Source organism: Longimicrobiaceae bacterium (genome assembly GCA_036375715.1).
In the GTDB taxonomy this organism is placed as follows: Bacteria; Gemmatimonadota; Gemmatimonadetes; order Longimicrobiales; family Longimicrobiaceae; genus DASVBS01.
On record DASVBS010000024.1, the window covers coordinates 44,340 to 58,790 of the forward strand.

Here is a 14,451-nt window from a genome sequence, read left to right on the forward strand (position 1 = left end):
CGTGCAGCTCGAAAATGAACCTGTTCCGCCGGACCGCGGCGCGGCAGTCCTAGCAAGCCGGGGGCCGGGTCCCGGCTCACCCGGAACGGCCACCGTTGCAGTGCTTTCGGCCCCCTCCCGGTCGGAGTGCCCGTCCAGATCAACCGGAGCGATGTGGCGGATGCGCTACAATCGTTTCGAATTCGTCACGATTGCTGCCGGGCGCGGACGGGGCCGACGATGGGTGACCCGGACGTGCCGAATTTTCTCAAAAAGAGTCTTGCGGCGAGGGGCGGAGGAGCCGTTGCATGACGTACGGGATCTTTGTAGTTTCGACGACTCTGGCGGGCCACTCAACTTTCGCGACTCACCCTCCGAAACTCCTCCGTAGCGGCGGTGCAACACGTGGAGCGCCGTCAATGGGTTTCCCCGGCCAGATTGCTGGCTTTTTGCTGATCGGTCCATCTCCGTTCCGGGCGATCCCGGGATCGAAATCCCGGGATTTGCTCCCTCCTTTCCCCGTTCGAGGCAAACGGGGGCCGATTTCGTGGTGATCGGCGGAAGACTCTGTCTTGCGCCGTTGTCCGTCTTCCGGATCCGACTGCTGAAGAAAGCGATATGACTCTCTCGATCTCGTCCGCCCCGCGGGGGCGTGCCCATCCACCGGTCGTCGCGCGATCACGGGGAGAGTTGCGGAATCTGCTGCAGTCTTTCGACCCCGCGCTCGACCTGGAGAGCTTGAAAGGACGGACCGCTCTGGTTCTGCTCGCGGGTCTGCAGGCGGAGCACAACGTGGTGAAGCTGGCTCGCTTTGCGGGCCTCGAGACGGCGCTGGTCTCGCGCTGCGCCCGTCGCTTCTTCGACAACGGTGTCTGGTTCGGGGGCAAGACAATCTGCGCGTGGGGGGCAGACGGTAGAAATCTTCAATTTTTCTGGGCGGACGTAGCAGTGGGGGAGGGGAAGCTTTGCCGTCGTATGGATTCCGAAGCACGCCTGGAATGGGCACCGCAGGGGCAGTGGTGGAAGAGCTTCGAGCACACGCGTGGAGGTGAAACGGAGCTCGGAATCCTGTATCACGTTCCAGATCTGGAAGATCGGACCCCTCCGGCCGTGCTGGCACGCGGTGAGCAATCGCGGGGCGCCGCCGCGAGCAGCACCGACCTCTTTCCGGGGGCGGCGTGGCTGTGATCCGCGGCCTACACTGCTACCCTTGAGACATCGCGCCGGAGACCGACGTGCAAGCTGAACGCGCCCCCCTAGTGCTGGTTGTCGAGGACGAGGATACCCTTCGTGAGAGCTGCGTCAGCGTGCTCACGCATGAGGGCTACGACGTGGTGAGCTGCGCCCGCGGGGACGAGGCGCGCGACCTCCTGCAACGGGGCGTCTTCGACATCGTCCTCCTCGACCTGCACATACCGCACGTGAGCGGGCGTGACCTCCTCCGCCTCTGCCTGGAGATCCGGCCGGAAACGCTCGTGATCGTGATGACGGGCAACGCGAGCCTCGAGTCGAGTATGGAGGTGCTGAAGGCGGGGGCCTGGGACTATCTCGCCAAGCCTTTCACCGCCACGCACCTGCAGATCCTGCTCGGCCGCGCCTGGCACACGGTGCAGGCGGCTCGGCAGGCCCGAGCCGCGCGCGAGGCCGAGGGCCTCTCCGCGCCCGATACGACGGGTCAGTCCGACGGCATCGCGCTCCTGGGGAAGTCCCCCGCCTTTCAGCGGGTCATCAAGCTCGCTGAGCGGGTGGCCGCCACGGACGCGTCGGTCTTCATCACGGGCGAGAGCGGATCGGGCAAGGAGGTCATCGCCCAGTTCATCCACCAACGGAGCCGCCGCGCTCGCAAGCAGATGGTGGCGGTGAACTGCGCCGCTCTCCCCGAGACGCTGCTCGAGTCGGAGATGTTCGGGCACGTGAAGGGGGCCTTTACCGGCGCGGTGCGTGACAAGCCGGGGCTGCTCGAGACTGCGAACGGAGGGACCTTCTTCCTCGACGAGCTCACCGAGATGAGCCCGACCATCCAGGCGAAGCTCCTGCGCGTGATCCAGGATGGTCAGGTTCGTCGCGTGGGTGCCGAAATGGTCGAGGCTACGGTGGACGTTCGTTTCATTGCCGCCACCAACCGCAACCCGAAGCAGGCGGTGGAGGAGGGGGTGCTGCGCAAGGACCTCTTCTTCCGGCTGAGCGTGGTGCCGATCCGGGTTCCGCCCCTGCGCGAGCGGCGCGAGGACATCCCCCTGCTCGCAGAGCACTTCCTCGCGCTGTACTGGAAGCGGCACCGGGACAAGCGCTCCCCCGTGCCGACCCTCAGCAAGGAGGCGATCCGGTCGCTGCAGGATCGGCCGTGGAGTGGCAACGTGCGCGAGCTCCAGAATGTGATGGAGCACGCGGTGGTGCTGCTCGAGCCTGGCGCGGAGGTGCAGCCCGACGATCTTCCCTACCTGGACGACGACTTCGACGCCCTCAGCTCCGGCTACTCGGGAGAGGCGCTGAAGATCAGCGTGCCCATCGAGGCCGAGTACCACCAGGCGCGCGAGCAGGTGATCACGGAGTTCGAGTTGAGCTACTTCAATCGCCTCGTCGACCGGGCGAACGCCAACATGTCCGAGGCGGCGCGGCTAGCGGGGGTCGACCGTACGACCCTCTACCGCCTGATGGAGAAGCACGGCCTGCAGAGGAATACCGTCATCAAAGCCAGCTGACCGGTGCCCCGCGTTCCTGATCGTGACCGTTCCCTCGGTACGGACGATCCCCCCGCTCCGAGCCGGACGCGGGGAGATGGTCACGTGCGGGCGGCGGCCGATCACTTCACTCGCACGCTGCGGGACAACCCCACCATCTCGACCGAGACCCGCGATCTGCTGTTGGAGCACCTGCCCATCGTGGTGGAGGCCGTTCTCTCCGACGATAGCTCGCCTGGTTTCGAGGGGCTGAGCGCGCGGGACGCCGCGCTGATTCGTTGGATCGTGCAGGAGCTCCGCACGCACACGATCGCGGAGTGGCAGCGCACCCAACCCGCGCCATCTCCCGCGGAGATGCTCGCGGTTCTCGGAGGATTCGAGCGGGTGCGCAGCGCCATCGACGGGGCGGACAACGCCCGGCTGGCGAGCCTGCTCGCCTCTTTCCAGGGGATGGACCTGCTGATGGAGCTCGCGCACGACCTGCGCTCGCCGCTCACCTCCATCCTCTTCCTGTCGGACACCCTCCACCGGGGCGCCAGCGGCGCCCTCTCCGATCTCCAGCGGCGGCAGTTGGGGCTGGTGTACAGCGCCGCGCTCGGGGTGAGCGCGCTGGCGAACGACGTCATCGAGCTGGTCCGCGGGCGCGGAGCGGGCGGCGAGGAGCCGAGCCGTTTCTCCATCGCCGAGCTGTTTGACTCCGTAGAGACGATGCTGCGGCCGATGGCGGAGACGCGGGGACTCGAGCTGCGCACCTACCTGCCCACAGTGGATCGCCGGATCGGACCGCCGCTTACGCTCAGCCGCGTCCTGCTGAACCTGGGGACTAACGCGTTGCGTTGCACCGAGAAGGGGTACGTAGCGTTGAGCGCGCGCGAGCTCGACCGGGAGCGCGTCGAATTCTCCGTACGCGACAGCGGGCCCGGTCTCAACGCCGCCGCGCTTCAGCAGCTCGCCCTGGATCTGAGGCTCGACGGCTCCACCGCCCATGCCGGCTTCAGCGGTCGCGGGCTGGGGCTCACCATCTGCCGTAAGCTGCTCACCTCCCTCGGCAGCGAGCTGCGCTACGAGACCGCCCCCGGGGCGGGAACCACCTTCCGCTTCACCCTGACCCTTCCTCCCGCCTGACGAACCTCGTCGGCGCGGCTTTCCACGTGTCGCTCCGCTCGCGCGAGGTTTGTCGTAGCCCCTCCACAGACGTCGTGACACCGCGACGCGGCACCCCGGGGCACCCCTTGCGCCAATATTCTCAAATCGCTGTGCAGCAATGTCTTGCGTGTTCTTCGGGGGCTTTGCTGGGCCGCGCACATCGGTTGCAAGGACCCTTGCCCGCCCGACGTGAGTCATTGTCAACCTTCAACCGAGAGCCTCCTCAAGTGTCGTTCGACCTGTTTTCTGGAGCTCACGCATGAACCCGGCTGTGGAAACCGCCATCCCCAACGCACACGACTATAAGCCGACGCTTCGTACGCTTTCGCATGCAGGGCTCGCGGTCGTGCGGCCCGAGCTGGTCATTTCTGAGCTCGATCGATCTATGAACTCCAGCGAGCGCGCCAGGCGGCTCCTGAATGTCGTGATCGCGGCGGTGTTGCTGGTGCTCTCCGCGCCGGTGATGCTGCTGATCGCCCTGCTGATCAAGCTCACCTCCCCCGGGCCGGTGATCTACCAGCAGACGCGCGTGGGGGTGGACCGGCGCAACCCGCGGAACGGGAATGGCGACGGACGCCGGCGGGTCGATTACGGCGGACGGCTCTTCACCATCTATAAGTTCCGCACGATGCGCGCGGACCCCGAGGCGAAGGTCCAGGTGTGGGCCAAGCCGAACGACAGCCGCATCACGCCGCTCGGGCGGGTGCTGCGGAAATACCGGCTGGACGAGCTCCCGCAGCTGTTCAACGTGCTGAAGGGGGACATGAACATCGTCGGTCCGCGTCCCGAGCAGCCCAACATCTTCATGAACCTGCGCGAGGCGATCGACGAGTACCCGCTGCGGCAGCGCGTGCTGCCGGGGATCACCGGCTGGGCGCAGATCAACCACCACTACGACCAGAGCCTCGAGGACGTGCGGCGGAAGGTCAGCTATGACCTGCAGTACATACGCAGCCGCTCGCCCTGGCAGGACCTGCGGATCCTCTTCCGGACGGTGCCGGTGATGCTGTTCCGCAAGGGAGCGATCTGAGGGACCATCCCGTTCTAGCAGTTCGCAAGATAGAGCGCATTACGTTGTACGCGACAGATCATGGATGCTTGACTGACCCATAGGCGCTTGCCTTCCTGTAGAGCATGCGTCGCGCACGGTCCCCCCAGCACCGTAGCGACATGCATACGATCGCGGTGCGTTCCCGCCGAATCGCCCAAGCGTTTCTTGCGATCGTGCTTGCCTTGTTACTGGCAAGCACGATCGGGCAATTAGCTACGTACAGGTTCAATAACCGGTACGTGCGCACGTCTGTGGATCTCTTCTCCCTCAATGGCGAAGCCAACGTCCCTTCCTGGTTTGCGTCGATCTGTTTGCTACTTTGCGCCCAGCTGCTAGCAGTGGTTGCGGTCGGTGCCAAGCGCTCAGGCGACAGGTGGTGGAAGCACTGGCTCGGTCTGGCGGGACTCTTCGTTCTTCTTTCCCTGGATGAGATCGCGTCGCTTCACGAGCTGGCGGACGATCCAGTGAGGGAAGTCCTGGGCGTCGGAGGTCTCCTCTATTGGGCCTGGGTTGTTCCCGGGATGTTGTTCGTGGCGCTCGTGGGACTGATCCATGTCAGGTTTGTGCTTTCCCTTCCTGGATCGATCCGCAACCTCTTCATTCTTTCGGCAGCTCTCTATGTGGGTGGGGCGATCGGCGTCGAAATGCCTGGTGGTGCCTGGTTCGAAGGTCACGGGCGGGACATGGTATACGCGCTGCTCTGGACGATCGAAGAAACGTTGGAGATGCTGGGGGTGACAATGTTCATGTACGCATTGCTTCGCCACCTGGAGGATCGGGCCGGAGTCGTGACTCTGGAACTGGCAGAAGACCCGGAGCCCCAAAGGGCTGCGTGACGGCCAACTACGCCGGGCAGTCCATTGGATCCAGTCGTTTGGGTAAGCGGAATGCGGAGGTGATCGGCGGCGCAACCTTGAGGACGTTCAAATCAAACGACCCCCTGAGATCAGGCAAGACCTCAGGGGGTCATGGCTTCCGGAAGGGCAGAGAATGAAAAGGCCGTCCGTTGTGCGGACAAGCGATTCCGTGAAGGTGCCCATTTGGAGCGTCCCGCAAGCGCATTGCCTGCGAGCGGCCATCCAGCCTTCGGACCGAATTGCCCGGGCTGAGGCGTTACAGCGCAACATCGACGATCAGAGGCCGGTGATCGCTCGCCCGGCACCACTTCTCGTAGCCGCCCACGCTCACCGAAGTGAGCTTTGGCGCCCAGCTCTGCGGAACGAAGCAGTAGTCGATGTGGAAGGGCTCGTGCTGGCGCCAGCGGAAATAGAAGGTGGGGTGGTCTTCGGCTCCGTGCGCGTTGCCAGTCCAGGAGTGATAGCTGCTGACGAGGCCGAGCTCGTGGAGGCGGGCGACCAGGGCACTGTGGTTTCTCGCCGGGTTGTGTTGGTGGTCCCAGCAGGCGTTGGAGTTGAAGTCTCCCATGACGACGGTCGGCTGCGCCGCCATCTGGTCGCCAAACAGCCCGATCGCGCGCAGCAGCGGGTCGACATACGTCGGCTCCCGATGCGTCCACACCGCGAGGAGCAGGAACGAGACGGGTCCGCTGACCTGTACCGGGATCACGTACCGGGGTAGCTCGAGGTCGGTAGCGAGAGGCGCGAGCTCGTACTCGGGCGTTGCGACAACAGCGACCCCCTGGGTCGGATTGTCCCCGAACCAGAGGGTGGAAGCGTCCGGCTGCGAGGGGATCGAGCATTCCTGGACGACGGCGACATCGAACGCCAGGGGGGCGAGCAGCGGCACTTTCCGTTCGAACCGGCCGCGACAGCAGTTCCAGGTGACCAGACGCATGCGCCGGCTTACGTCCCGGCAACCACTTCCCGCCGGGTAGGCTCCCACTTCAGCGGCGCTCACGGGTTCAGCAGGCAGGCGACGCCCGTGCTGCACGCGAGGCTCCGTTGTCAGCCTGACCGACGCAAGCGTGACGTGCCCATATGGGGTTCGGATTGCTTGAATGCCAGCGGACGATTGTGGGTTCCTGGCGTTCATTTTCCGTTCTGCAAGTCGCCAATCAATGCCGATTGAACGTGGCCGTCGGCTCCCCCCCATGCGAAGTCTTGTCGTAGGCCCTCCACAGACGTCGTGACACCGCGACGTGTCATTTCTGGATGCACTCTGGAAAATAATCACAACGCTTTGTTAAACAATGACTTGCATGGTTCGCAGTGGGCTCCGGAGACGCGCACATCGGTTGCAAGCACCCAAGCCCGCCTCGCATGAGGCATCGTCAACTTTCAACTACAAACCTCCCGGTGCGGGTACCTGTCGGCCGCCGCCTGGATACACAGCATTAGTTCACGCGCATGCCTTCTACTGAAATCCGGAATCCAAGTACCCGCACGGTCACGATACAAATATCCGTGAAGAAGGTGACTCAAATACTCGGAGTTTGCATTGCCCTGCTTGTGACGGCAAGCACACTCGGACAGCTATCGAAGTTCTACTTGGGTCACGATTGGGTATTTGGATTCGTACCCCGGTTCGCGCTCGATGGGGAGGGGAACGTTCCATCGTGGTACTCCTCGGGGACGCTGCTTACGATCTGCGTGCTGTTGGCGGCGATTTCCGGCTTTGCAAGGCAAACGGGTGACTCCTGGTGGCGATATTGGAGCGGTCTATCTGCCCTTTTCCTGTGGCTCTCGATGGATGAGGCTGCCTCCTTCCACGAACTGCTGACATCACCTGTCAGACGGTGGTTGGGGGCGGGCGGCATGTTTTATTGGGCCTGGGTCGTTCCGGGATTAATGTTCATCGGAGTGCTTGCGGTGGTCTATATGCGGTTCGTACTCGCGCTTCCGCGTTTCACGCGCACCTTGTTCATACTTTCCGCGCTTACCTTCCTTGCTGGGGCGTTGGGAGTCGAGATGTTGGTAGGACCTTGGGTGGAAACCCGCGGACAGGGAAACTTCGTGAACGTTCTGTTCTGGACCGCGGAAGAGGCGTTAGAAATGACAGGTGTCGCCGTCTTCATCTACGCACTTCTGCACTATATCGAGCGCCATATCGGCTCGTTGTCGATCAGGGTTTATAGCGGTTGATATGCGCACGGTGCAGTGTGCCCTGAGCTTCCCGCTGCGCCAGGATTAACCATACTAGAGAATTTCCTATGTTGGCCGGGGCGGTCAGTGTCGCCCCGGCCATGTCTTTCCTCGCCGCGTGCTACTCGAAGAGGTGTTCTGTCGTGGCGCAACGGTGCGCGCGAGTTGGACGCTTGCCCTATCGCGCTGGGGTTCCGCTCCGTCTAGTAAAACAGATGAAATTTCCCTGAGGGAAGGGGAACGTGGCAGGATGTGAAGAAGGAGACTGTGGCTGCCTGAAGTCCGGTGGCAGACGCTGGAGTACGCCGGAGCGGATCCGAAGTGCAGCCAACTTAGGTGGAGGTGAGCCTCATCGGTGTAGTCGATCCGCCCCTTGGTGTCAGCTGCGGGCGGGATGTTGACGGGAGGTGGCTGGCCGACTATTCGGTCGTCCCGATGTGCGCGGAGTGCCAGGCAACTCGGCAGGGGTTACCATGCGAGACGCAAACGCGCTCCCCAGGCCGGCGGTGCGGCGAGGGTCAATCGGCACAGACAGCGCGAACCAGCTTCGCCAGCTCCGCTACTTGAGTTTCCACGGAATGCCTTTCCACAGCTCGCCTCCGAGCTGCCCGCCCCATCTTGCATCGAAGGTTGGGGTTGTCTGTAAACAGCTCGATGAGGTCCGCGAGACGCCTTGCATCTCCCGGAGGGAAGGTGTAGCCGGTGACGCCGTCGTCGACCGTCTCCGCGAGACCCTGAAGGTTGGATACCAGCAGCGGCAAGCCGGAAAGAGCCATTTCCACCGAGGACATCGTAAAGGAATCCCATCCTGTGGAGGCGATCGCTCCCAGGTCTGCCGACCCAAAAATATCGGCGACATCGTTCCGATATCCGCCGAAGGTAATGTGTCCTTCGGCTTTGCTGCCTACGTAGAGGTTTTCGAACGCTCGCTCCTGGCCAGGCTGGTTACCGAGAACCAGCAAATGCACGTTCTCTCTTCCCCTCCGGTCAACGAGCTCAACAAACGACTCGATCAGGACGTGCACACCTTTCCTGGGCTCCATATGTCCGGAGAATACGACCAGAAGGCGACTGCCCGGGATTCCGAATTGAGCGTGAGCGTAGCCGCGCGCGCGAGGAGCGAAACGGTTGGTGTCCGCGCCCAAGTAGACAACGGAAGTATCGTCGCGCGAAATGCCGCGACCCTCGACCGCCGTTGCGCGCATCGCCTCCGATTCGAAGATGTAGTGGTCGGGACGATGGCGCTGCAGCCTGACCTCGAGCTTTTTCAGCGCAAGCTTCCATCGGGGGAAGATAGAGCTCATCGGAGCTCCCTGATACGAAATGATGCGCTGGACTCCTGCCTTGCGCATTGGTCCGTAGGATGGCAATGCGACCGGAGCGTCGAATGCGAATACGGTCCGGATGCCGTGGGAGCGTACGTAGCTTTCGACCCTGCCCAATTCCACCCGCGATCTGTCTCTGATATCGAGGCTGACGATATTGTGAAAGTTCTCGGGCAGCGTGTCGGGTCGCCCGCGCTCGAGATTTCGGTAGGCGAAGTGGATTTTTGTGTCGTCCTCCACGAGATGTTGCGCCATCTGAAAGAATGCTCTTTCAAGTGGTGCGATCGCATAGCCGGTTTTCGATCCCGTGTGCAGGGCGACCAATATCGGGAATGACATCAGTAAACTTGCCTCGATGGAGACAGCCGCGAGGTGCGGCTGTGCCGAATGTTTGGCTAAGGATACGAGCCTGTCAGCAGCCGGGTGCCGCTAGGACTGCACGACGACCTCGCGTCGCGTCGGCTCCCACAGCGCGTTAGTCTGCCCCTTGAGCGCGCGAATGCCGGCGTGAATGGCAGCCAGGTTGCCCGCGGCGGCGAAGGCAGCCAGCACCAGCAAGCGTGGCGGATGGGGGCGGTCGGCGACTGCCCAGCCGGCGACGGCTGCGCCCGCGCCGAGGGTGGCGAGGAACAGCCCGAAGCCAGCCGCAGGGTAGGACGGCGCCAGCATCACCAGCCCGACCAGCGCCAGCGGCAGGGTCCAGGGGACCAACCAGCGGCAGACCTTGTGGCTGAAGAGCATCCAGGCGAAGACGCCGTAGCGGAAGGGGTTGAGCAGCGCCCGCTTGTACCAGAGCGTGCCCATCCCTCGGGTCATGGTGCGCACCTTCCGGCGGTACTCCTGCTTCAGCGAGGTGGTGCGGGGGACCAGACAGATCGCCTCATCCACCGAAACCGCGCGGTACCCGTTCTCCCGGGTGACGATGGCCGCCGCGAAGTCGCGGCTGATGTGCTCCGGCAGGGGAATGCGCTGCAGGTGCGAGCGGATCGCGTAGAAGCACCCCGATGCCCCCACGATCCCATCGATGCGGGTCTCCAGCTTCCGCACCCACATCTCGTAGCCGACGTAGCCGGACTCTCCACGATTGGCATCCTCCTCCACGTGCGCCACGCTGACGTCGCGTCCGGAGGCGAGCCCCACGCGCGGATCGGTGAAGCGGGCGATGAGCGGCTTCAGGGCGTCCGGCGCGATGCGGATGGAGGCGTCGGTGTTGACGATGATCTCCCCCGTGAGCCGTTGCGCCGCCGCGTTCTCCGCGGCCCCCTTGCCCCGGCGCTCCGGCATGCGCAGCAGCTCCACCCCGCGGTCGGCGTACTCGCGGACGATGTCGTCGGTGCGGTCGGTCGAAGCGTCGGAGACTATCAGGATCTGGCGCCGGTCGGCGGGATAGTCGAGCCGCAGCAGCGACTCGATCGTGCCGCGGATCTGGGCCTCCTCGTTGTAGGCCGGAACGGTGATGCTGATGCGCGGCCACTCCTCGGGCTCTGCCACGGGCCGCTCGCGTCGCGTTCTCTGCAGCAGCCAGAGGAGCGCGGGATAGCCCGCGTATGCATAGACGCCGAGCAGCAGAGGCAGAGCAACCAGAACCAGGGCAAAGGTGTTCATCGGGCCTTATGTGAGTGAGTGACGAGGCGTCGGTAGATCGCCTCGTGCCGATCAAGCCACGGGTCCATGCCGTAGTCGTGTTCGAGGCGTGCTTTTGCGCGCTCGGCACGGGTCCGGGCCGCCTCCGGGTCGGACGCGAGCTGGCGCAGCGCCGCCGCGAGGGCGCCGGGGTCTTGCGGTCGGACCAGCAGAGCCTCGTTCGCTGAGAGGACGTGTGGCACACCGCCCACCTCCGCGGCGACGATCGGCGTTCGCGCCGCCATCGCCTCGAAGAGAACCATCGGCGTGCCCTCGGTGCGCGAGCTCAGGACGAAGCCGTCGAAGGCGCGGAAATACCGGCCAGCTGCCGGCAGGGAACCCTGCCAGCGCACGCGATTGCCCAGGCCGAGCGATGCCGCCCGCTCCTGAAGCGCCTGCCGCTGCGAGCCATCGCCGACGATGGAGGCTACCAGGGGAAGATCGGGCACCAGCGCCAGCGCCTCGAGAAAGAGGTCGGCGCCCTTTTCAGGGCTCAGTCGCCCGACCCACCCGAGGTGAAGGACGTCGAGGGGAATCCCCAGCGCGGCGCGAGCCTCCGCCGCGGGCAGCGATTCGGTAGGGGCCCAGGCGTTCGGCACCAGGTGGATGCGCTGAGGATCCACCCCTTCGGCCCGCAGGCGATCCACCTGCGGCGCCGCGACCGCGATAACGCCGTCGAAGCGCGCCAGGGCGCGCACCTGCAGCCACTCGTACAGCCGTCCGCGCCAGTTCCCTCCGCAGAAGCCGTGTACCGTGCTCACCCGCGGGATTCCGAGCTTTCGCGCCACGCCTGAGTCGAAGAAGTCGGAGCGATAGCCGTGGGTGTGGACGACCTGGGCGCCCTCCGCGCGACAGATCGCCACAATGCGGCGGCGCTCGTCGAGGTAGGCGCGGGCGGGCAGTTTCAGCTGCGTGGCGGGCACCCCGGATTCCCGAAGCGCCGCCACGAACGGATGGACGGCCTCCATCGGCGTGACCACGGCCACGACGTGCACCTGGTGTCCGCGGGCCCGCTGACCTGAGGCGAGAGAGAGCACCACGCTCTCCAGGCCCCCGAAGGGCGCCGGTGCCGTCAGGTGCACGATCGAGAGCGGGGCGTCGGGGCGCGCGCTCTCCTCCAGCGAGGGATCAGCGCGACCGGACGCCTCGGGGATGGGAGTCACGAGGGTCCCGGTCATGGCCGCAGCTTCACGCCCGCGGTGCGCAGGGTGAACCCCCGCAGCGACAGGCCGGCGGGGATGTTCATCCTGGGGAGGGCGGAGCGGGGCGCCGTGGGACGGGGCCCCAGCAGCCATCCCCCGTCCACCCGCATGGCGGCGCGATAACCGGCCGCGATCGTCGCCCGCTCGACCTCGGGGGAGTGCAGCCCGTACGGATAAGTGACCCAGGGCAGCGGCGCGGCGAAACGCTCCCGCAACCACGCCATCGGGCGTACCAGCTCCTCCTCCAGCTCGTCCGCCTCCAGCGCGGCCAGGTTGGCGTGACTCCAGGTGTGAGCGGCGAGGGTGAGGCCTGGCACGCCGGCAACGCGCACCAGCTCGGACTCCTCGGCGCATCGCTGGTGCTCGGGGAGAGCATTGCTCTCGATCCCGGCGCTTGCAGCCCACGCCTGTATCGCGGGCGTGCGGCCCTTGAGCTCCCAGAGGCAGTACGCCCGCACCTCGGGCCGAACCTCGCCCGAGCGCGTGTCCGCGATCTCGTCCCACCAGAAGGTGCCGCCGCCCACGAAGGCAGGCGGGACGAAGATCGTGGCGGGGAGGCCGCGGCGGGCGACCTCCTCGATCCCCGCGGTGACAGTCCCCGCGTAGGCGTCATCGAAGGTGAGCGCCAGACGCGGGCGGCTTCCGTCCCCTTCCTCGAGGATCGAGGTGAGGGGGACGATATCGTGCGTCTCCAGCAGCGCGTCGAGCTGGTCGGCGAAAGCGCTCTGCGGAAGGTGCAGGCTGAGGTCGCCGACCGCTGTCTCGCCGCGCGGGACGATGTTGTGGTACGCGAGCACGAGCGTGTCCGCGCGGCGACGTGCTCGGGCGAGCTTCGGCAGGCCGGCGCCGACGAGAGAGCGCTCGATCAATCGCTTGGCCGAGCTCAGGGCCAGCCGGCGAGTGGCGGCCGCGGCGCTCACAGGCTCAGCTCCGCGATGGCCCGGAGTGGACCCCCACGCAGGGTGTATCCGCGGCCTTCCGGGATAGACCTGGCCGGCGCCAGCGCGACGTGCTTGCTTCGAGCTCGGACTGGCCGGCTGCCCGCCGGCGATTGTGGGTGGTTGGCCGTCATCTACCGTCTGTCTGATCCAGGGTGCCGATGGAACCCGTCCTCGGTTCCTTGCCGTCGCCGGCAGCCGTCGAGGGCGAGCGGCGCGGCCCACGATCAAGACACATGCCCCCGCAGAGATCCCCAAGAGCACGTGTTGACGAGGGTTTCGGGGCGATCCGCAGATGGAGTCCGCGCGGCGTGTCGGTGGGTGCGCGCAGGTGAAGCGCAGGCGCAACAGGTCAACGGCCCCGCAGCCAGTCGGCCAGCTCGCGGACGAAGGGGCGGGGGTCGGAGAGGCGCAGGATCTCCGGACGGTTGCGCGGTCCGAAAGCGGCGAGGAAATCGAGCGCGGCGCGTAGCCGTCCCGGAGCCCCGGGTGGCAGGGCGAGCTCCTCGGGCGAGCGGCGGAGCCGCGCCAGCAGGTGGTCGAGGTCGCCCAACTCCCAGCGCAGGCGGACCCCGTGGGCGTACTGCGTCACCGGCGGCGCGCCGTTCCGCTCCGCCAGCAGGAGGGTGGGGAAGTCCACCCCGGCGTCGATGGCGAGCTGCAACGAGCCCCAGAAGCGGCCGTTGATCTCCATGATGTACGGGATGCCGGTGGCCTCGGAGAGCTTGCACTCGACCATTGCCACTCCCTCCCAGTCGAAGCGCCGGAGCAATTGCACGCAGCGGTCGAGCAACTCGGGGTCGAGTGGGACGCTCTCGCGCAGCACGCTGACCCCACCCGAGGGCGGCTTCTCCCGGAGCCGACGGTGGGCGAACGCCGCCTCCAGCTTGCCATGCCGCAGCAGGACGAACACCCCGATGCCCGGCCCTACGATGCGCTCCTGCGCGAGCACGGGGAAAGCCGCGATGGGCAGGCGCTGCAGCGCCGGGCCGAGCGCCTCAGCCCGGTCCACGTGGATCACGGAGACCTTCGCCCGTTGCGACCCCTCTCCCACCACGGAGCGGCTCGGCTTCAGCACCAGGGGGAATCGGCCGTCCTCCAGGACCTCGGCCGTATGGTCCGGGCAGGCGATCACCCGCTGGGCGGGAACACGGATCCCCACCTCCTCCGCGGCCCGCGCGACCTCTCCCTTGTCGCAGATGCGCAGGAACGACTCGTACGAGGGGAAGGGGATGCTCACGCCGCAGAAGCTCTCCCGCGCTGGCAGCAGGGCGAGCAGCGAGGGCTCGGCGATGGGAATGATCGTGTCGATCCGCTGCTCGTCGACGATCGCCCTCACCGCTTCGACGAAGGCGCCGGGCTCATTCAGCGCGTTCGGTACCTGATATTCCGCCGCGACAAAGCGCGAAGCGCCGGCGAGCGATCGCGCGCGCGTGGAGCAGACGACGACGTGGTGCCCCGCCGC

12 protein-coding genes are annotated in these 14,451 nt (G+C 65.7%); 6 read left to right on the plus strand and 6 right to left on the minus strand.

Features of this window, described 5'->3' with window-relative positions; all coding sequences use genetic code 11:
* The first annotated feature begins 597 nt into the window (after positions 1-597).
* From VF167_04015 to VF167_04035, 5 genes are all read left to right on the plus strand, one after another.
* Positions 598-1,167: a hypothetical protein gene (locus tag VF167_04015; GenBank protein ID HEX6924564.1), complete on the plus strand. Its 570-nt coding sequence runs from the start codon at positions 598-600 to the stop codon at positions 1,165-1,167.
* A gap of 47 nt (positions 1,168-1,214) precedes the next feature.
* Positions 1,215-2,681 carry a sigma-54 dependent transcriptional regulator gene (locus tag VF167_04020; GenBank protein HEX6924565.1) on the plus strand — a complete coding sequence of 489 codons (1,467 nt, stop codon included), beginning with the start codon at positions 1,215-1,217 and terminating at the stop codon, positions 2,679-2,681.
* Positions 2,682-2,684: 3 nt separating this feature from the next.
* On the plus strand, positions 2,685-3,785 hold the full coding sequence (locus tag VF167_04025) for a HAMP domain-containing sensor histidine kinase (protein ID HEX6924566.1): 1,101 nt from the start codon (positions 2,685-2,687) through the stop codon (positions 3,783-3,785).
* A 280-nt stretch (positions 3,786-4,065) separates the two neighbouring features.
* The gene (locus VF167_04030; protein HEX6924567.1) at positions 4,066-4,836 is read left to right on the plus strand and encodes a sugar transferase; all 771 of its coding nucleotides are present in this window, start codon (positions 4,066-4,068) and stop codon (positions 4,834-4,836) included.
* 140 nt (positions 4,837-4,976) lie between these two features.
* A complete protein-coding gene (locus tag VF167_04035) occupies positions 4,977-5,693 on the plus strand; it encodes a hypothetical protein (GenBank protein HEX6924568.1) in 717 nt (238 codons plus the stop codon).
* A 277-nt stretch (positions 5,694-5,970) separates the two neighbouring features.
* On the opposite strand, the gene VF167_04040 is transcribed toward VF167_04035, so the two are convergent.
* Positions 5,971-6,714, minus strand: a complete 744-nt coding sequence (locus tag VF167_04040) for an endonuclease/exonuclease/phosphatase family protein (protein ID HEX6924569.1) — start codon at positions 6,712-6,714, stop codon at positions 5,971-5,973.
* Between the two features lie 449 nt (positions 6,715-7,163).
* On the opposite strand from VF167_04040, the gene VF167_04045 reads away from it, so the two are divergent.
* The gene (locus VF167_04045; GenBank protein HEX6924570.1) at positions 7,164-7,898 is read left to right on the plus strand and encodes a hypothetical protein; all 735 of its coding nucleotides are present in this window, start codon (positions 7,164-7,166) and stop codon (positions 7,896-7,898) included.
* Between the two features lie 518 nt (positions 7,899-8,416).
* Here VF167_04045 and VF167_04050 read toward each other — a convergent pair.
* The 5 genes from VF167_04050 to VF167_04070 all read right to left on the minus strand — a co-directional run.
* Positions 8,417-9,562: a glycosyltransferase family 4 protein gene (locus VF167_04050; GenBank protein HEX6924571.1), complete on the minus strand. Its 1,146-nt coding sequence runs from the start codon at positions 9,560-9,562 to the stop codon at positions 8,417-8,419.
* Between the two features lie 90 nt (positions 9,563-9,652).
* Positions 9,653-10,828, minus strand: coding sequence for a glycosyltransferase family 2 protein (locus VF167_04055; protein ID HEX6924572.1), 1,176 nt, complete (start codon positions 10,826-10,828; stop codon positions 9,653-9,655).
* The gene (locus tag VF167_04060) at positions 10,825-12,024 is read right to left on the minus strand and encodes a glycosyltransferase (protein HEX6924573.1); all 1,200 of its coding nucleotides are present in this window, start codon (positions 12,022-12,024) and stop codon (positions 10,825-10,827) included. The genes VF167_04055 and VF167_04060 overlap by 4 nt, the downstream gene beginning before the upstream one ends.
* Positions 12,021-12,968 carry a polysaccharide deacetylase family protein gene (locus tag VF167_04065; protein ID HEX6924574.1) on the minus strand — a complete coding sequence of 316 codons (948 nt, stop codon included), beginning with the start codon at positions 12,966-12,968 and terminating at the stop codon, positions 12,021-12,023. Before VF167_04065 ends, VF167_04060 begins: the two co-directional genes overlap by 4 nt.
* A 370-nt stretch (positions 12,969-13,338) precedes the next feature.
* Positions 13,339-14,451, minus strand: a 1,113-nt coding sequence (locus tag VF167_04070) for an ATP-grasp domain-containing protein (protein HEX6924575.1), incomplete at its 5' end; no start/stop codon positions are given.